This is a genomic window from Pannus brasiliensis CCIBt3594, from assembly GCF_036688125.1.
GTDB lineage: Bacteria > Cyanobacteriota > Cyanobacteriia > Cyanobacteriales > Microcystaceae > Pannus > Pannus brasiliensis.
This window is the reverse complement of record NZ_JBAFSM010000034.1, coordinates 40317-58172: the sequence shown is the minus strand read 5'-3', so window position 1 is coordinate 58172 and position 17856 is coordinate 40317. Positions and strand designations below refer to the sequence as shown.

At 52.4% G+C, this 17856-nt stretch carries 15 protein-coding genes, 1 tRNA gene and 1 pseudogene; 11 read left to right on the top strand and 6 right to left on the bottom strand.

Features of this window, described 5'->3' with window-relative positions; all coding sequences use genetic code 11:
• A pseudogene (locus tag V0288_RS16635) lies at positions 1-307 on the top strand (tetratricopeptide repeat protein); the annotation flags it as partial.
• Between the two features lie 153 nt (positions 308-460).
• Positions 461-667, top strand: coding sequence for a hypothetical protein (locus V0288_RS16630; protein ID WP_332866255.1), 207 nt, complete (start codon positions 461-463; stop codon positions 665-667).
• Positions 668-849: 182 nt separating this feature from the next.
• On the opposite strand, the gene V0288_RS16625 is transcribed toward V0288_RS16630, so the two are convergent.
• Both V0288_RS16625 and V0288_RS16620 read right to left on the bottom strand, forming a co-directional pair.
• Positions 850-923, bottom strand: a tRNA-Asp gene (locus V0288_RS16625).
• Between the two features lie 44 nt (positions 924-967).
• Positions 968-4453 (bottom strand): HEAT repeat domain-containing protein, encoded by a 3486-nt coding sequence (locus tag V0288_RS16620; protein ID WP_332866254.1) that lies wholly within the window; start codon positions 4451-4453, stop codon positions 968-970.
• Positions 4454-5145: 692 nt separating this feature from the next.
• Here V0288_RS16620 and V0288_RS16615 point away from each other — a divergent pair.
• The 4 genes from V0288_RS16615 to V0288_RS16600 all read left to right on the top strand — a co-directional run bounded on the left by V0288_RS16615 (position 5146) and on the right by V0288_RS16600 (position 8620).
• Positions 5146-5937 carry a transporter substrate-binding domain-containing protein gene (locus tag V0288_RS16615; RefSeq protein ID WP_332866253.1) on the top strand — a complete coding sequence of 264 codons (792 nt, stop codon included), beginning with the start codon at positions 5146-5148 and terminating at the stop codon, positions 5935-5937.
• A gap of 60 nt (positions 5938-5997) precedes the next feature.
• The gene (locus V0288_RS16610) at positions 5998-6537 is read left to right on the top strand and encodes a tetratricopeptide repeat protein (RefSeq protein ID WP_332866252.1); all 540 of its coding nucleotides are present in this window, start codon (positions 5998-6000) and stop codon (positions 6535-6537) included.
• A gap of 55 nt (positions 6538-6592) precedes the next feature.
• Positions 6593-7627: an anthranilate phosphoribosyltransferase gene (gene trpD / locus V0288_RS16605; protein ID WP_332866251.1), complete on the top strand. Its 1035-nt coding sequence runs from the start codon at positions 6593-6595 to the stop codon at positions 7625-7627.
• A gap of 276 nt (positions 7628-7903) precedes the next feature.
• A complete protein-coding gene (locus V0288_RS16600; RefSeq protein ID WP_332866250.1) occupies positions 7904-8620 on the top strand; it encodes a Uma2 family endonuclease in 717 nt (238 codons plus the stop codon).
• Positions 8621-8649: 29 nt separating this feature from the next.
• Here V0288_RS16600 and isiD read toward each other — a convergent pair whose 3' ends face one another.
• On the bottom strand, positions 8650-8862 hold the full coding sequence (gene isiD / locus V0288_RS16595) for a protein IsiD (protein ID WP_332866259.1): 213 nt from the start codon (positions 8860-8862) through the stop codon (positions 8650-8652).
• A gap of 188 nt (positions 8863-9050) precedes the next feature.
• On the opposite strand from isiD, the gene V0288_RS16590 reads away from it, so the two are divergent.
• Both V0288_RS16590 and V0288_RS16585 read left to right on the top strand, forming a co-directional pair.
• Positions 9051-9917: an ABC transporter permease gene (locus V0288_RS16590; protein WP_332866249.1), complete on the top strand. Its 867-nt coding sequence runs from the start codon at positions 9051-9053 to the stop codon at positions 9915-9917.
• A 196-nt stretch (positions 9918-10113) separates the two neighbouring features.
• Positions 10114-12126: a ribonuclease catalytic domain-containing protein gene (locus V0288_RS16585; RefSeq protein ID WP_332866248.1), complete on the top strand. Its 2013-nt coding sequence runs from the start codon at positions 10114-10116 to the stop codon at positions 12124-12126.
• 36 nt (positions 12127-12162) lie between these two features.
• Here the strand turns inward: V0288_RS16585 and V0288_RS16580 are convergent, their stop codons facing one another.
• Entirely contained in the window at positions 12163-12627 is a 465-nt protein-coding gene (locus V0288_RS16580) for a DUF29 domain-containing protein (RefSeq protein ID WP_332866247.1), read from the bottom strand.
• Between the two features lie 73 nt (positions 12628-12700).
• Here V0288_RS16580 and V0288_RS16575 point away from each other — a divergent pair, with 73 nt between their 5' ends.
• Positions 12701-13036, top strand: a complete 336-nt coding sequence (locus V0288_RS16575; protein ID WP_332866246.1) for a hypothetical protein — start codon at positions 12701-12703, stop codon at positions 13034-13036.
• Positions 13033-13653: a class II aldolase/adducin family protein gene (locus V0288_RS16570; RefSeq protein WP_332866245.1), complete on the top strand. Its 621-nt coding sequence runs from the start codon at positions 13033-13035 to the stop codon at positions 13651-13653. Before V0288_RS16575 ends, V0288_RS16570 begins: the two co-directional genes overlap by 4 nt.
• Here the strand turns inward: V0288_RS16570 and V0288_RS16565 are convergent.
• Positions 13633-14667 carry a hypothetical protein gene (locus V0288_RS16565; protein ID WP_332866244.1) on the bottom strand — a complete coding sequence of 345 codons (1035 nt, stop codon included), beginning with the start codon at positions 14665-14667 and terminating at the stop codon, positions 13633-13635. The two genes, V0288_RS16570 and V0288_RS16565, sit on opposite strands and share 21 nt — an antisense overlap.
• A gap of 159 nt (positions 14668-14826) precedes the next feature.
• Here V0288_RS16565 and V0288_RS16560 point away from each other — a divergent pair, with 159 nt between their 5' ends.
• The gene (locus V0288_RS16560; RefSeq protein ID WP_332866243.1) at positions 14827-16002 is read left to right on the top strand and encodes a hypothetical protein; all 1176 of its coding nucleotides are present in this window, start codon (positions 14827-14829) and stop codon (positions 16000-16002) included.
• A 64-nt stretch (positions 16003-16066) separates the two neighbouring features.
• On the opposite strand, the gene V0288_RS16555 is transcribed toward V0288_RS16560, so the two are convergent.
• Positions 16067-17827 (bottom strand): mechanosensitive ion channel family protein, encoded by a 1761-nt coding sequence (locus tag V0288_RS16555; RefSeq protein WP_332866242.1) that lies wholly within the window; start codon positions 17825-17827, stop codon positions 16067-16069.
• Positions 17828-17856: the final 29 nt, after the last annotated feature.

Sequence of the window (17856 nt, the reverse complement as noted above, 5' to 3'; positions counted from 1 at the left end):
GCGAGAGAATTACCGACAGGCTCTCGCTATCTATGTCGAGTTCGGCGATCGCTATAACCAAGCCGGCACCTATTTTCACTTGGGAAAAGTAGCCGAAGCTTTAGGAGAAATGGAAGAAGCGAAAGCTAACTATCTGCTAGATCTACAGATTACGGCCGAATTTAACGATCGACACGGGTTAGGGATTTCTCTCCGCAATCTCGGACGTTTTTATCAAGACACGAAAGACGACAGCCTTTTAGAAGCGCTCGCCGGGATTTTCGGGGTCGGTGTCGAGGAGGTTCGGCAGGCGATAGAATCGACGTAAGCGTAGGGTGGATTACGCTTCGCTAATCCACCACCCGATACCCGATGGAATGATTAAAACGCGGGCCGATTCAGGTTTTCGGTGGGTTCCGCGTTGTTTTTTGGTGGATTACGCGTTGCTAATCCACCCTACGGTCTACGGTCTACGATCGCTATGATTAATCTACATCCCGAATTCATCCCCGAAGACGGTCAACCGCGATTCGCCGTGATTCCTTACGAGGAGTTTCTACAACTTCAAGAACTTTTAGAAGATGTAGAGGATCTGCTCGATCTCCGAACCGCTAAACAGGAAGAATCGAATCAACCATCTCTATCTATGAGCGAGGTTAGAAAGTTATTAAACGTCGATAATCCCTAGTAAACCGTCACCAGTACGCTCGATCGAACGATTAATCATTAACGCGGGCCGATCGATGTTTTCGGTGGGAACCGCAATATTTTTGGTGGGTCACGTGTTGTTTTCGGTGGGTCACGCGTTGGTTTTGGTGGATTACGCGTTGCTAATCCACCCTACGAATTTGTTTTTCGGAGAAATTAGAACGGGATTGACGGGGCTCGAACCCGCAACTTCCGCCGTGACAGGGCGGTGCTCTAACCAATTGAACTACAATCCCATTTTTGTCACATTTCCTATTATAACCACACGATCCCGATCTTGTCAAACTTTTTGTCGGGAATTTTCTCGAACCCACTGGAGAAGCGATCGGGGGGCTTTTGGCGAGAAGATCACGGGAAAATCGACCTCCCGTTCCGTTACCAAGCAGATATCCCCCGGAAACTTACTCAGCGCGGCGAGGAAATCTGCCGAAAAAACCTCCGCCTGTAGGGGATTCTCGTAAAATACCCAGATCAACCGGGTTTCTTCCCGCTCGCGGCGTAGGTTGTTCCAATACAGACGCAGTTTCGACAGGGTTTCGGGGATGCCGTACTCGAAGGGGGGGCAATTTTGCGCCAGCATCTGATCGTAGATATCGACCACGGGACGCTCGATATCGAGCAGGAACGCGCTATCGATACACAGGAAACGGGTATCGCCGGGTAACTCCCCCGACAGCCCGGAGAGGAGAGTGGCGAAATCATCCCGCGCGGGAACGATCGGCGCTGTTTTTCGGGCCGGGTGGTGCCAGGCGCGATAGAACTCGGTGTAGGAAATCTGCCGGGAGCATTTCCAGAGAAGGGTCTGGATGACCGGATCGGGCCGATCGGGGAAAGAGAGCGCGTTATTCGGGGGATCTGACGAATAGGCCGCCATCTCCCGGACGATATCGCCGATTCCCGCCCTCGGGACGATCTGGATTAAACTCTCGACCGCCTGTAAACGGGTCGCTTCCTCGACGCTCGATCGACACAACCGCGACAGCGCGGCGATCGCCTCTCGGTGTCCCCGGCCGGTTCCGCCCAAACTCCGGGCCGCTTGTTTGAGAATCCGGGGATCGCGTTCGGTCTGTAAACAGCGAATTAACGTGGCGATCGCCGCCGGGTTATCGGTGCCGATCTCGCCCAGACTCTGCACCGCTAACTCGCGAAGGTCCCGAGCCTCGGCCGATCGGGCCAGACGGACCAGGGTGTGAATCGCTTCCAGATTGCCCGGATCGATCGTCCCCAAACTGGCCGCGGCCTGTCGTCGGGTGAAATCGTCGTCCGAGTTCTTGAGAAAGGCGCTCAACGCCTCGATCGCCTCGGGATTGCCCGGATCGAGCCGGCCGAGGGTTTCCGCCGCTTCCCGACCGGTCGATTCCCCCTCGTCGGAGTCGATCAACGCGATCAGGGCGCGGGTGCAGATCGGGTGATCGGGCGCGATTTTGACGAGACTATCGAGACTTTCCCGACGCAGTAACGCCCGATCGGACGTTCGCACCAATTCCGCCAACGTCTCGATCACCTCGGGGCTACCCGCGCCGATTTTCCCCAGACTACTGATCGCCAGCCACGCGGTATATCCATCTCGCGATACCGCTAATAGATTCACCAGCGCGGCGATCGCCCCGGGATTGCCGGGGGTGATCTCGCCGAGACGGTACACGGCCTGTTGACGGATATCCTCGCTCGTGGCCGTTTGTAGCAATCTCGCCAGCACCGCGATCGCCGTCGGGTTGCCGGGGTCGATCCGTTCCAAACTCTCCGCGGCCTGACAGTGAACCAGGGGATCGCGGGTTGTCCGGATCAGTTGGACGAGGGTGGCGATCGCCGTCGCGTTGCCCCGGCCGATCGTTTCCAACGCGAGGAACGCTCGCCGGGCGATCGAGGGCGATCCGGTCTGTAATAAACGGGCTAGGGCGACGAGCGTTGGAGATTCGGCCTTGCCCAAGCGTTCCAAGGAGGAGAGGGCGAGATGACGGGGTTCGTCGTCGGTCGCGGTTTCCAGTATCGAGAGGAGGGTTTGGAGGACGAGGGGATGCCCGGGTTCGAGCCGGTCTAAAATTTCCGCGATCTGGCATTTATCGGCGATCTCGCCCGCGTTTTCCAGGCGGAACGTCAGCGCGGCGATCGCCCGCGGATGACCGCTCCCGATTTTTTCGAGAACACCGCGGAGGTCTTTGGGGATCTCCCCTTCGAGGGGTAAGCGATCGAGTAACGCGTCGAGTGCCAGATCCCGATCGCTTTCCCGGAGGGCGTTTCTCGCCCCTTCTACCAGCGGGGCCGGTAGGTGGCGCTCCTCGAACGCCCATCGCGTCACCTGTTGGACGATCGCCGTGGCGCGTTCGTGGACATCGAACTCCGCCAATCCCGCCACCGCTAGAAAGTGAGCGCGTTTTCCGTAGAGATTTCCGGAACCACAGCGATCCTGAAAATCGGTTAACGCGTCGAGGAAAGCGCTTTTTTCCCGTTCCGATCGCTTCTCGTTGCCCAACCAAAACAGGATAACCCGTTTCCACCGTTCCTCGAACGCCGGGAAAGGGGCGGGGATCTCGTTGCCGTTGGCGGGAAGTTCGGGCAGGAAAAAACGCCAGTCCTCGATCGCCGTGGCGGCGAAATAATCTCGAAAAGCCTCGTCGAGAAAGGCGTACCCTTTTTCGCCGGCATGGCCGCCGGGGGGAACGAAGGTCGTTAACCAACCCAAACGTATCGCCAGGGACACGAGAGAGGGATTGTTCTCGAAAGCGTCGGATACCTGTCGATCGGATAACGGTTCCTCCGACAGTAAGGCTTGTAAGGCTAATCTACCGAGCGCCCATTCTAGTTGTTGCTGGTGTTCGGGCGCGGTCGGTACGATTTCCGCCTGCCATTGATAGAACTGACGGACTAAACGACGGTACAAACCGGCTCTCGCGGTCGGTAGATGCGGTTGACATTCCTGCCAGAGACGACACAGCAGGGCGAGACGTAAGGGAGTTTCCAGACATTCCCGCAGACGCTCGCGACCGAATCGCTCCAGGGAGCGACCGAGGAGATCCGCCAGTGAAAGTTCGCCGTTATTTTCTCCGGGGGCGATCGTCGATCGCGCGCGATCTCGGGCGAACCATCGCTCGATAAATTTCTTGACCTCGGTGGGATAGGCGAGGGGAAGAATCCGATAGACCTCGAAATTCCGATCGAGGGCGCTCGCTCCGTAGCGGCAGGAAAGGAGCGCCCGCGTTCGATCCGCCCACCCCGCTCGATACTCGTTCAGGAAAGAAAAGTCCTCCACTCCATCGAAGAAAAACCAAACCCTGCCGCTATCGAGTAATTTATCGAATTCTCCCGTCCAATCCACGTCGGGGAGGGAGAGCGATCTCGCCGTTCGCGATAGCCATTTTTCTTCGAGATACTCGCGCGGGGATAGAGATCCCAGGGAAGAGGCGGCGATCCAGATCGGCAGAGCGTCGGTAGTTTTTAACAGGTAGAAGGCGATTTGATTTAAGAGGAAGGTTTTACCGCTTCCCGGAGGGCCGACGATGACGAGCGGACGGGCGATCGTATCCGCGTTGTACTCCCGGCGCGCTCGATCGAGAAGTTGCCCGCGCGTGTAACGCCTTCCCTCTCTGGTTTCCACGGATAAGGAGATCTCGTCATCGCCGAGTTCGACTTCTTCCGGATGCGTGGTAAAAGGATTGAGCGGTAAGGCGCGTTCGAGCATAATCTGACAGATCTTGTGCCAGTTCACGTTCGAGTTTTTTTTCTGGGATGTTACATCCCGCTCCGTCGTCATGTCCGCGTTGTGCATAGCGATTGGGAAAGATAGCGGCGGCGATCGCGCCCTCACTATGGATAACTTACCCATTTCGTCGGTCAATATTCGTATTTTCTCGCTAGATTTTTTCGAGAATTCGATCGGGGTGGGAGGCAATAGGCGGGAGTCAGGGGGCTGTTAGCTCGCTTTCCGCAACAAAGGCGGTAAAATCGGTCAAAAGAATTCAGATCTCGATTTTTCGAGGGTTTCGCGAGGGTTTCCCGGCTGTCGCTCTCCCGAATCCGCGCCCGGTAAGATCTAGAGGATCGGGTGTTCCGATCGAGCGCGGAAAAATGCTAGAAAAACGGTAGTAAATCTCTCGCGGAATGAAAAAATTGTCGTTTGGTTAGGGAGGCAGGAGCCGGGAGCCGGGAATCAGGAGTCAGGAGTCAGGAGAAATCGTAAAGAATAATAAAGCTAGAAATCGCGGAAAATACTTATTTATCTTAAATAATGACAGCTTTTAAAGTTTTGATACCCTCGAAAACGAATCGCGCGAGAGATCTCGTCTCGATCGACCGGAAAAGACCTCTAGCACAATTTCCTTTCTCTCCTCTAAAAATCCCAAAATTCACAATTTATAAAAATATTTCGACTTTTTAGGGATTTTTAGCGATCTTATTCTCTAATTCTTCCTCCTGACTCCCGATCCCACGAGAAATTCTGAATTCTGCAAGAGGCCGAAAATGTCCGTTCCCGTATTCCCGCGATTTCTCTCGACGTTCCTGGCGATCGCCCTGTCGGTCGCGTCCGCCGTCGGGGTCAACAGTGCCGACCTGGAAACGATCGCCCGTCGGGGGAAACTGATCGTCGGGGTGAAAAATAATCTTCCCCCCCTCGGTTTTACCGACGCGAGCGGAAATTTACAGGGGTTCGAGATCGATATCGCCAAACGTCTAGCCGGGGATATACTCGGTTCGGTGGAGGCGATCGATCTACGACCGCTCACCAACCGGGAGCGTTTACAGGCCGTGATCGAGGATCGGGTGGATCTGACGATCGCCCGCGTTACCATCACCCCCGCGCGTTCGCGGATCGTCGATTTCAGTCCCTTCTATTACCTCGATAGCACCGGTTTTGTCGTGTTAGATCCGGGGATTCAAGGGATAGAGGCATTAAAAACCGCTAGAATCGCTGTTTTAGAAGGTTCCAGCACGATCGCCGTCATTCGCTCCGAACTGCCCGGCGCGCGAATGGTCGGGGTGAAATCGTATCAGGAGGGATTCGATTTACTAGAAAAAGGCGAGATCGACGCTTTTTCCGCCGATAATAGCGTCTTGAGCGGTTGGACGCGAGAACATCCCCGCTACCGACAATTACCCGTCGAACTCCAGTTAACCGCGTTGGGGGTCGTCATGCCGCGGGGGTTGCAGTACCAGGATTTACGGGAGCGGGTGAACCGGGAGATCGAGCGTCTGCGCTCTTCCGGCTGGTTGGAGGAACGGGCGATCTACTGGGGGCTGAAGGTCGATCGATGAGCGATTCCCCACTGCTGTTATAATTTAAAGGCATAAATAGAAAAGTATAGTTCGATCGGTATGGAAGATACTCTCCCGATAATTTACGTCTCCGGGCTACTCATTTTCCTGCTCGGCTTAGGGGTTTTCGTCGTTATTCAAATCATCAAAACCCGGCAAGTAGAAGGCACCTTTAATAAACTCCAAAAGAAACTACAAAAAGAAAAAGGAACCGCCAAGGAATACTACGCGTTAGGAAGTCTCTATCTCGACAAAAAACTCTACGTGCAGGCGATCGGTCTCTTACAGAAAGCCCTGAAAACCAGCGAGGAAGAGGAAGTCGAGACGGAGAATAAAGCCTTAATTTACAATGCCCTCGGTTTCTCCTATCTCGCACAGGAACAGTTAGACCTCGCTATCCGGAACTATAAAGAAGCGCTCAAACTCTATCCGGAATACACGATCGCTCTCAATAATCTCGGCAACGCTTACGAGCGGAAACAGATGGTCGTCAAAGCGGTAGAAACCTACGAGGAAACCTTGAAATACGATCCGAATAATAGCGTCGCTAAAAAACGGGTTGAATCCTTACGGAAACGATTTGTCGAGTCGAAACAATAAATTCCCGTCCCGCACCGAACGATCGATCGAATCTCTCCCGATACCTTCAACACCGATGACGAATCAAGACTGGCCCGGCCTACTGCAACAACTTCTCGATCGAAACTCCCTTTCCCTCGATCGGGCGGAAGAATTAATGACCGGATGGTTAACGGAAACAATTCCCGAAGTCCTCTCCGGCGCGATTCTAGCCGCCCTGCAAGCCAAGGGAGTATCCGCGGACGAACTCGCGGGAATGGCGCGGGTTTTACAGGCACAATCGCGGGTACAGGAACGGAAATCCCACGCCGTCCCCGTGATCGATACCTGCGGGACGGGAGGTGACGGCGCTTCCACGTTTAATATCTCCACCGCGGTGGCTTTTGTGGCCGCGGCCGGGGGGGTAAAAGTGGCCAAACACGGCAATCGATCGGCTTCCAGTAAAGTCGGTTCCGCGGACGTGTTGGAATATTTAGGGGTCAATCTCGCCGCGCCGATCGAACGCGGGTCAGAAGCCCTCGACGCGGTGGGAGTGACCTTTCTCTTCGCCCCCGGTTGGCATCCCGCCCTCAAAAGTGTCGCCGGCCTCCGCAAAACCCTTAAAGTCCGGACGGTGTTCAATCTTCTCGGCCCCCTCGTGAATCCCCTCCGTCCCACCGGACAGGTAATCGGTGTGTACGATCGCCAATTCCTAGAAGCGATCGCCACCAGTCTGGCCCGATTGGGAACCGGGAAAGCGATCATCGTCCACGGACGGGAAAAACTCGACGAGGTGGGATTGGGGGATATCACCGATGTCGCGCTATTAAACAACGGCGAGGTCATTTCCGGCGAGATCGATCCCGAAAAAATCGGCTGTTCTAAGGCGAGTTTAACCGACCTAAAAGGCGGGGAAGTACCCGAAAACGCCGAAATTCTCAAAAATGTGCTAAAAGGGGCGGGAACGATCGCCCAACGGGACGCGGTGGCGATTAACGCGTCTCTCGCGTTACAGGTGGGGGAAGTGGTTCCTTTCGGCGATCATCGATCGGGTTTAGAGAGAGCGCGGGAAATTCTCGATAGCGGCGCGGCCTGGCAGAAACTAGAGGAGTTAGTTAAATTTCTCGGTTAGGATCGGGAGGTGGCAGGGTAGGGTGTGGGGTGTGGGGGGTAGGGAGTAGGGAGTAGGAAGTAATTTTCTCTATACTCTCGATTGTTGCCCGAAACTACAGCCTTTCTCAGATACATAAGGTACGTTCTCGCGGTTGGAATCTTTTAGCGGTAAGGGTTGGTATGTACTTCACCTTTACGAGAAAGGCTGTATCTCCTCTCTAAATTAATTTCCCACTCCCCATCTCCCGACACCCGACACCCGACACCCGACTCCCCATCTCCCCACTCCTCCACTATGATAAGCATTGATTCCCCTCCCGAAATTGTCTATCCGAGTTCTGACGGTGAACCCTTGGCCGAGTCCTATAGTCATCTCTACGCCATCTTGACGACCCTGGAAGTCCTCAAGCAATACTTGAGCGATCGAATGGCGACGGTGTTAGCGGATCAATTCCTATACTATAGTCAGGGATTCCCGAAACTGCGGGTCGCGCCCGACGTGATGGTGATTTTCGACGTGGAGAGGGGAGGACGGGATAACTATAAACTCTGGGAAGAAAAACAGATCCCGAAAGTGATTTTCGAGATGACTTCCGCGGGAACGAGAAATCAAGATCTGGAGTTTAAAAAGAATCTTTACGAACAGTTAGGGGTCGAGGAATACTGGTTATTCGATCCGAGAGGGGAATGGATACCGGAAAAACTGATCGGGTATCGACTCGATCGAGAACGTTACGAACCCATCACCGACGGTTGCAGTCAACCGTTACAACTCCGTCTAGCCGTGGACGGGGAATTAATCGCCTTCTACCGTCAGGAAACGGGAGAAAAGTTACTAATTCCCGACGAGTTAGCCACGGCACTGCGGGAAGAGTCGATCGCCCGTCAGACCGCCGAGTTACAGTTACAGCAAACCGAGAGCGAACTACAAGAGACACAACAACGCTTAAGCGAGGCGGAAGCTTTATTACAGCGTTATCGACAACAATTCGGCGAACTTCCGCCCTCTTAAGCGCGCGAGCCTATAGACGAAGATCCGGATCAAGCCTCGTCGTAGGCTTCGAGATCGAGGAGATAGAGATAGGGTTCCGCGAGTTCCTGACGTTGAAAGGCGATCGCCCGTAATAAATGCCAATCCTGCAAGGCCTCGAAGGGATCGCTGTAGTCGTCGCGTTCTAATCGCGCCGCTAAATTAGCGACATCATCGTCGGTAAACATCGAAATATCTCGTTGAATGAAGCTCGTGACCGTCATTCCCGTACCTCCCTCGATCTGGCTACTTCCCCATTGTAGCCCGAATAACTCGGTGAAAAACACCGTCTTCGGGAGTCGATCGACCCGTGGTTCGCGGGGATCGCCGCATCGGTCGCGGGAGCGATATCGCTTGTGTCGGGTCGGTATCGTCCCTTACAATGGACGGCGAATCGCGCCGGTATTTCCCGATGACCACACTTAAACCGATCGCCCGTTTGTTAGAACCGAACCTGTCCGCGCGTTTACTGTGGGCCGGGTTAATTATCACGTTTTTTTTCGTCTCGATCGCTCTCTTCGCCCCGGTTTTGCAATCGATCGGGCTGATCCAAGACCCGACCGATATTTTAAGTAACTATCCCCTCCAACCGCCGAGCGCGGAACATTGGTTCGGGACGAATATCCGCGGGTACGACGTGTTTTCCCGGACGCTATTCGGGGCCAGGGCCGCGCTATCGGTGGTGATTCTGGCGACCGGGTTATCCCTGCTCGTCGGTGTGCCGTTGGGGTTGATTAGCGGCTATCTGGGGGGACGGGTCGATCGAATTCTCCTCTTTCTCATGGATACCCTTTACACCCTGCCGGGGTTACTGTTATCGGTGGCCTTGGCTTTCGTTCTCGGTCGGGGTATCTTGAACGTGGCGATCGCCGTGAGTATTTCCTATATCCCTCAATATTTCCGGGTGGTGCGAAACCAGACCACCAGCGTGAAAAACGAACTCTTTATCGAGGCGGCGCGGGCGATCGGCGCGACTCCCACCCGTATCCTCTCGAAATATCTCTTTCTCAACGTCGTCCAGAGTGTCCCCGTCCTCTTTACCCTCAACGCGGCCGATTCGATCCTCGTTTTAGGCGGTTTGGGCTTTCTCGGTTTGGGATTACCGGAAGAAGTCCCGGAATGGGGTCACGATCTCAAGGAAGCTCTCGCCGACCTTTCTACCGGCATCTGGTGGACGACTCTCTTTCCGGGGTTAGCGATGACGACGATGGTGGTCGGTTTATCGCTATTAGGGGAGGGATTCAGCGAGATTTTTAACCCCCGGAATCGGAAGCGATAGGGAAAAGGGGAAAGGGGAAGGGGAAAAGGGGAAAGAGAAAATAGCTTTCTTCATCCTTTACCCGAAAAACTCCCTCATCTCCCTCATCCCCCTCACCTCTCTCATCTCCCTCACCGGCCGTCTACCCCTTGCGGGGGAATCGAAAAATGAACGATGATAGGAGGTAATAGATGTGGTTTAGGCGGTACAGGAATCAGTGGATAAGGGAACGCTCATCGAATTCAGGATCAACGGCGAGAGACGATTAGCGGTACTCGATCGCCCGGAAGGAAAAAAGGATTGGATCGTGATCGACGCGGAGGGACACCCGCACAAACTCCGGCCCCAGCGGTTCGATTACATCGCCGGTGGTGGCCCCTACACGTATAAGGATATTCCCGAGTTTCTTAAACAAACTCATCCTTATCTCGATCCCTCTAGTTTAGAGGTGGCGTGGGAATTGTTGATCGAGGAGGGAGGGCAAGTCACCCCGGAGGAAATGGCGGGAATTTTATTTTCCGAGAAAAGTCCGCCCCTCTGTTACGCCGCGCATTGTCTTCTGAGCGAGGACAAAATTTATTTTAAAAATAAAGGGGACGGGTACGAACCGCGCTCGGCCAATCAGGTCGAGGAGATCAAGCATCAGTTAACTGTCGAACAACAGCGTCAACGGGAGAAAGAAGCGTTTCTAGAACGCGTCCGTCAAGCGATAGCCGGGGAAACGGTAGAATGGTCGGAAAGCGATCGATCCCGTTTAGAAGCCCTCGAACGATTCGTTTTACAGCCCGAACAGAAATCCTCGGCCGCGGTAGAAATTCTCAATTCGATCGCCCGTCCCGCGACACCGGAAGCCGCCGGAGAATTATTAATCGAGTTAAAGTGGTGGAGTCCCCACGAGAATCTGTTTCTCCGACGCAGTTCGTACCCCGTTCACTTTTCCAAGAAGGTACTTGATGTGGCCCGCCTTTGTTTGACCGATCCCCCCGCAGATCCGGACAAGAATCGACTCGATCTCACGGGTCAGAAAATTTACACGATCGATGATGAGAGTACCGAGGAAATCGACGACGGATTGAGCGTGGAATCCCTAGAGGACGGAAAACATCGTCTCTGGATTCACATCGCCGATCCGAGTCGTTTGGTGTTCCCGGACGACGAATTAGACCTAGAAGCGCGCCGACGTAGTACCAGTCTGTACCTACCCACGGGGATGATCCCCATGTTCCCGCCGGAGTTGGCCACCGGGCCGATGAGTTTGGTGCAGGGACGGATCGGCCCGGCTCTTAGTTTCGCGGTGACTCTCGACGAGACGGGGGAGGTCGAATCCTACGAGATTCACGCCAGTACGGTCAAACCCACCTACCGCCTGACTTACGAGGACGTGGACGAGATGCTACACCTCGATATTCAAGCGGAACCGGAGATCGGGATTCTCGATCGAACGGCGAAACTGCGTCGGAGTTGGCGGAAATCGCGGGGGGCGATCGATATCCAGATGCCGGAATCCACGATCAAGGTTAAACCGGACGGCGAGGTAACGGTGGACTTACTGGAAATCTCCCGCGCGCGGCAGTTGGTCGCGGAGATGATGATTCTCGCCGGGGAAGTCGCGGGCCGCTACTGTCAGGAACACGATCTTCCCGTCCCCTTCCGCGGCCAACCCCAGCCGGAGTTACCCCCCGACGAGGAATTATTACTCCTTCCCGCGGGGCCGGTGCGCTCCTGTGCCGTCCGTCGTTGTATGCCCCGGAGCGAGATGGGTATTACCCCCAATCGTCACGCCAGTTTGGGATTGGATGTTTACTCGCAGGTAACGTCGCCGATCCGCCGCTACACGGATCTTTTGACCCATTTTCAGCTAAAAGCCCATCGCCGGGGCGATCCTTTGCCTTTTACACGGGAAAGAATGCAGGAAATTCTCTACAGTGTGGCGAGTTCCGCTCAGGAGGCGACCTCGGTGGAACGGCAGACGAATCGTTACTGGAGTCTGGAATTTTTGCGGCGACAGGGGGATCAGGTGTGGCACGCGCTGGTTTTGCGCTGGTTACGCGAGGATGAAAATCTGGGGCTGATCTTGTTGGAAGAGTTGGGGTTAGAATTGCCCCATCGTTTCGAGCGATCGGTGTCTCTGGGCGATCGCTTTCAAGTGCAGGTTAGTCGGGCCGATCCCCAGCGCGACGAGATCCGATTCCGCGAGATGGCCGGTTTCGAGGTTTCTTCGGCGATTTGAGGAACTAGGAGTCAGGAGATCCGAGAGAGCTAATCGCTAGACGGGGGGAAAAAACTGGTTATCGAGCAACTGTTCGGGGGTAAAAGGACAGGTTTCGGGAAAGGTACTCGCGGGTAACTCGCTTTTTTCGATAACCCGTCTGACCGATTTCGGGTAAACGATGTCGATTTTCTGCAAAAAGTAGTTATAAAGCGTCCTTGACTCCAAGGAAAACTCTAATTCTAGACGAAAGTTGCCGATCTCGTCTTTCCAGCCTCTCGCGCACCACTCCCGCTCGCTTTCCCAATACTGGTAAAGTAAGAGATGGATTAATAGCTGTGCTAGGTAACTATCTACTTTACGTCTCTCGCTAGTTCCTAATCCCTCGATCTCCTCGATGATATGTTCCCAATCTAATCCATCTATCTCGCCCCGTCGCAATTGTTCAGCGGTCTCATCCGCCCACGCGACGAAATCTTTCTCGTAGAGGTCTTTGAAGTGGGATACGGCTTTCGTTGTCATCGCGCTTCTCCATCGGCTATAAACGATTACAGACGATCGATCTCGATCGGTTTTATCTTCTGACTCCCGTTCTATGAGTTCATTCTATCCGAATCAGATTGTTTGTTTATCCTGCCAGGATAGCGCGCTCTACGCCGAGGTGATTCAGGTTATCGCCGATCGAGCGTCGATCTGGGCGCGTCCGTTATTATTAATATCGGGGGATAACGGGGATTCGATCGATGTGCGCGACGGTTCCGATTTAATCCTACCGATCGATCTGTTCCGTCCCGCGCTGGATACGGAGGTTCTGCCGATTTTCTCGCGGGTGATTAAAAATAATCCCTCGCCTCCCCCACCGCACTATCTCCAGAATTTTGTTCGCCAAGTTTGTAAAAATTATCCCGAATATTTTCAGAAAACCTCATGACGATCGATGAAGGGTACGTTAAATATCACTGTGTTTGGAACCCCGCGGAACCGTTGGAGTTTTCTTCGATTCGAGGGTTAAATTTTTGGCGGAATAAGCTTTTTCAGTTGGGGTTAATCGGGAAGTACGAGAATGGTATCGGTTTCGGGAATGTGAGTGTACGGGGGGAGATCGATCGACAGTTTATCATTTCGGGAACGAGTACGGGAGGGATTCCGGAGTTGGATGAATCCCATTACACGACGGTAATCGATTACGATTGGAAAAGGAATAGGGTGACTTGTGAGGGACCGATTCAAGCGTCGTCGGAAGCGCTCACCCACGCCGCGATTTACGAGGCGAATCCGCATACGAACGCGGTGATCCATATCCATCATCGTTTACTGTGGGAAAGGTTGATGTATCGAGTGCCGACGACGCGGGAAAATGTCGCCTACGGAACCCCGGAAATGGCGGAGGAAATTATCCGTTTATGTCGGGAAGAGGGGTTAGTGGATCAGCAGATTCTCGTGATGAGCGGACACGAGGAGGGAATTATCGCGTTCGGATCGTGTTTAGATCGATCGGGCGATTTATTGTTAGATTATTACGGTAGGTTAATTCAGGATCTCGTCTAATCTTGCTTGGATTTCTTGTAATCCTTTCCGCTGTCGATCGATCCACGCTTTCTCGGCGAGTCGTTGTTCTGGCGTTTCTTGCCGATAACGAGATTGTTTTTCTAGGAGATCGTTATAATTTTTCAAAAGTAACTGTAATGAATGTTTGGTAAAGTTCATTCGATGATCGAACAAACGCTCGATTTTATTTTCTACACTTTTTTGAAAAGATGTTCCAAAGCTTTCGATTTCTTTCCAAGTGATATTTCCTGATTTGTTTTTCCAATTAGCAATATCGCCTGTAGCGAGTACAAAAATAACGCCAGTAATCTTATTTTCTTGAAAATTCACGCCTAGAATATTGTTGACGTACTGTTGAAACGAGGTCTTTATCCTATCGTAATCTTGTTTAAATTTCAAATAACTATCTTTGTCTAATACATTCATGTGATCAGAAACTATTCCCGAACTGACCGGAGAGTATGAATACTTTAATAGTATTTTTTTGAAATTTTCGTTAACTACTTTTTCTATATCCTCCGAGTAAGCCTTGATATATCCTGAAATGGTTTTGTTAAAATTATCTTTATCTCCCCAGCCAAGATCGATTTTTTCTTTCTTGTTTTTAACATCGATAAAATGAGTCTGCTTGATTCCTTTGATCATATCGGACACTAACGAACGGGCTTCTTCAAAAGCTACTCGCTTACATTCCTGTCCGATTGTTTGAATTTGAATATCGAGTCCAGCGATTTCTCCTGATTTTTCCCAAATAGTTAGAGTAGGGAAGTCAAGAATTCTCTGTTTACTATTCCAAACATCTTCCGCCCGATCTAACTCATCAAAACAGGCTTTGATAAATGGTTGAAATTGATTCGCATAAATTTTGAGTTGTTGTAAACAAGGTTGAAGTGATTTATTCACCTTTTCGGCCGACCCCCGTATTTCTACCGAGTCGAGAAAGCTATAGTCACCCGCGAGAAGCTGATCCGTCGAGTCGAGTAATTTTTGAAAGGCTTTAAATTCTTCGTTCATCGGTGATCATTGTCCTGTCGATCCTGTTATCTTAGTTATATCCGATATTTGTGAAAACCCATACGAGGCTTTATGAGTTTTTTACTTTTCACTCCCGCGGTGCAAGCGATGCTCGATGCTGGTAAGTATGTATTAGTAAAAGATGCGGCGGGATTTGTTATGCCTATCGCAAGGGATGTCGCGACAGGGCGATTTGTAGCCGTGGCTAGAGTTGCCAATAATTTTAATCCGATAACCGCCCCGATGCAACTCGCCTCGAACTTTATCATGGGAGGCGCGCAAATGATGCAAACCCATAGAGGTTTTCAAAAAACTTACGCGATGTTAAATGAACTTCAAGCTAGTGTCGGAGTTTTACAGGCATCTACCGCGTTAATCGGGGTGGGAACTGTTGCGGTAGTCGCCTTATCCGCCGTTAATCTCTATCAAACTTTCAAAATAAGAGAGGACATTAAACAGCTAAAAATCGAGGTAAAAGGCGGCTTTATTGATTTAAAACAGGCTTTGTACGTGCGGAGCGATGAGATTTTACAACGGATCGATCAGGTTGCTGTTCATACGGAATTTCTCCATCATCGCACGATACTCGCTCAAGCTTACGGGCGTTTTATGCAAGCTCTTATTTACATAAGAGATGCACTAACGATGACGGATACAAATCTAAGAAATATGAGTCTAGGTAATGCTCAAAAGATGCTCCATGATGCTTTAGCCGATTATAATAACCCGTTACTTTTGCAAGATACGAGTGTAGCGGGACAGATTAGGATCAAAGAGTGTTCGTGGGCGATCGATCAGGCAATTACCCTAACTTATCAATTACAAGGCAGTGTCGAAACTATCGGCGATCGTGTTTCTAAACAACAGAAACAAATTCGTCAAGAATCCTTACATTTACTAAATAAATGTCGGTCAGAAGAAGAATTAGATTTTCTTGCTCCCGAAATTCTCCGATTGAACAATCAAGATGTTCTCGCACTGGAATATTGGAAAAACAATGTAGAATTCACGCGTTCCTTATCTCCCGCCGAACAACAAGAACTAGCAAACCTCGAAGCGGAAACCCCCGAGGACGCACCCGCGGAAATCCAGATTATCGAACCCCTTCCCGAACAATCCCTTTACGAGAACTTGAAACCGAAATCCCATTTTCACTCTCTACGGGATCAAGTAAAATTTTTAGTCGATCCGTCCCTACGGAAACCCCACGAGGAGTACATTACCCGACAGGCTGTAAATTCAGAATATAAAGCCCTCGCGCCGTCCAATTGGGAAGAAGTCCCAGATTTCACCGTCGCCAATCTCTACTGGTATTTCAAAAATCGAGCCTCCTAAATTCGGAGAAATTTCCCGCATTGGGTGATGGGTTACGCTATCGCTAACCCATCCTACGAATTTATTAATTGTTTCTTGTCGATGTTTCCCCGTCGAGATCTAGGGAGCTATTGAACTGAAGGGACTGGCGCGGCATACCGATCGATAATCCCTCTTTGTCGAGAGCGAGGGTGAGACGGCGACGGAATTCGCGCGCTACGGACCATTGTTGTAGGGGAAGGGTTTTGATCCACACGCGGATGAGAATTCCCTCGTGATCGAGTCGATCGATTCCTAATACTTCCGGCGGTTCCGGCATTTTATCGCGCCACCGCGGATCTCGCGCGAATTGTCGGGCCACTCTCTCGATCGCCGCTAACCCCCGATCGGGATCGGTTCCGTAGGCTAGAGTGACGGTAAGATCTACCCGCGACCAATCTTTAGAAAGGTTTCGCACGATCGAGATATTACTGTTAGGCACGGTGATCAGTTGTCCCTCGCCATCCCGTAGCTGGGTGATGCGGAGGTTCATATTCTCGACTAACCCGGAGACGCTATCGACGGCGATCACGTCCCCCACCGCGTACTGATCTTCGAGTAGGATGAAAAATCCGTTAATGATGTCCTTGATTAAATTTTGAGCGGCGAAAGAGATGGCTAAACCGACAAGTCCCGCGCCGGCCAGCAAGGGGAACACGTTCACTCCGACGAGCGAGAGAGCGGATAAAATGCCGAAACTGACTAAAATTACCGCGTTCACGCTTTTGAGAACCCCCGAGAAGGTGGAGAAACGTAAATTCAAACGCTCTCGCTCGCGGACATCGCCCGATCGCTCCCGAACCACTACCCGCGTCAGTCGATCGATCGAGAGATCGCTGGCCCGGATCGCGGCGTAAATGCCCGCGGCGATCGCCAATAGTTTCAGGGGAGTGGAGAGCAGAAACGGTTGTAACGGGCGCGTGTGAGGGTATAAACCGAGGATAAACAGTGTCGCGCCGATCCAGAGACCCAATCGCGCCACTTGTAAGAGACGATGCTGTAAATCGGCGAGATCTAGGCGTTGGCGTTGTTCGTGCCGTTGTTCGAGGGTGACATTCTCGATCGAGGTATCTTCTTCCGCGATCGTATCGACGATCTCGGCGGGGTCGGGAATCCTCTCCTGTAGTTTTTGCCGTTTTCGCTGTACTTTCCGTCCGTATCGATCGATCGCGATTTGAACCGCGAGCGAGAGACACAAAACGATCGCAACGATCGCGCTCTGACGGAGGAGGTAACGGGGTTGTCGTTCCTGTCGCGCTTGGGTCAACCCTTGGCGCACCAGATCGGTTAAACGTTCCGCCAGTCGTCGCGGTTCGTACCCGTACAGCCGCGCGTCGAGGGTGGTAACGGTCATCAGGTAGCGATCGCCGATAAAGAGGACGGGCAGATTACTACTCGCGTCCGTTCGGAAAGTCACTTCCGGTAAACCCTGCCGGCCGGGAATCCCGATACTCTCCTGTAGGGTGTTCTCGATCGCCGCGATCCGTTCCAGGAGGGGCGAGGGTTCGCTATCCCGATTCTCGCGCTCGATCGGGGGAACCGCGATCCGGAATAGAGTCCGTCCGTCGAGACGTACCTTTCCCGTCTGGATACTACTCCCGTCACTCTCGGAACCGATCGCCCATTGAAACGGGGTCAGCTTCGCGGGGGAGAGATCGGGGATCTGCGCGAGCGCGACCGAACGGTTGATGAAAAGCGAAAACCCGAGAGCGATCAGGAAAAAGAGGATAATTCTAGCGATCCATCTCGCGAGCGATCGTCGATTCTCTCGCTGAAAATTCTGTTTTTCCGGCATTCTCTCACTCATCGTATCTATAGCGTTTAGAAGGCAGAGGG

Excerpts from the sequence above, each read along its gene's own strand:
- V0288_RS16630 (WP_332866255.1), top strand. The coding sequence starts at position 461 with ATGATTAATCTACATCCCGAATTCATCCCCGAAGACGGTCAACCGCGA.
- V0288_RS16620 (WP_332866254.1), bottom strand. The coding sequence starts at position 4,453 with ATGCACAACGCGGACATGACGACGGAGCGGGATGTAACATCCCAGAAA.
- V0288_RS16615 (WP_332866253.1), top strand. The coding sequence starts at position 5,146 with ATGTCCGTTCCCGTATTCCCGCGATTTCTCTCGACGTTCCTGGCGATC.
- V0288_RS16610 (WP_332866252.1), top strand. The coding sequence starts at position 5,998 with ATGGAAGATACTCTCCCGATAATTTACGTCTCCGGGCTACTCATTTTC.
- trpD (WP_332866251.1), top strand. The coding sequence starts at position 6,593 with ATGACGAATCAAGACTGGCCCGGCCTACTGCAACAACTTCTCGATCGA.
- V0288_RS16600 (WP_332866250.1), top strand. The coding sequence starts at position 7,904 with ATGATAAGCATTGATTCCCCTCCCGAAATTGTCTATCCGAGTTCTGAC.
- isiD (WP_332866259.1), bottom strand. The coding sequence starts at position 8,862 with ATGACGGTCACGAGCTTCATTCAACGAGATATTTCGATGTTTACCGAC.
- V0288_RS16590 (WP_332866249.1), top strand. The coding sequence starts at position 9,051 with ATGACCACACTTAAACCGATCGCCCGTTTGTTAGAACCGAACCTGTCC.
- V0288_RS16580 (WP_332866247.1), bottom strand. The coding sequence starts at position 12,627 with ATGACAACGAAAGCCGTATCCCACTTCAAAGACCTCTACGAGAAAGAT.
- V0288_RS16575 (WP_332866246.1), top strand. The coding sequence starts at position 12,701 with ATGAGTTCATTCTATCCGAATCAGATTGTTTGTTTATCCTGCCAGGAT.
- V0288_RS16570 (WP_332866245.1), top strand. The coding sequence starts at position 13,033 with ATGACGATCGATGAAGGGTACGTTAAATATCACTGTGTTTGGAACCCC.
- V0288_RS16565 (WP_332866244.1), bottom strand. The coding sequence starts at position 14,667 with ATGAACGAAGAATTTAAAGCCTTTCAAAAATTACTCGACTCGACGGAT.
- V0288_RS16560 (WP_332866243.1), top strand. The coding sequence starts at position 14,827 with ATGCCTATCGCAAGGGATGTCGCGACAGGGCGATTTGTAGCCGTGGCT.
- V0288_RS16555 (WP_332866242.1), bottom strand. The coding sequence starts at position 17,827 with ATGAGTGAGAGAATGCCGGAAAAACAGAATTTTCAGCGAGAGAATCGA.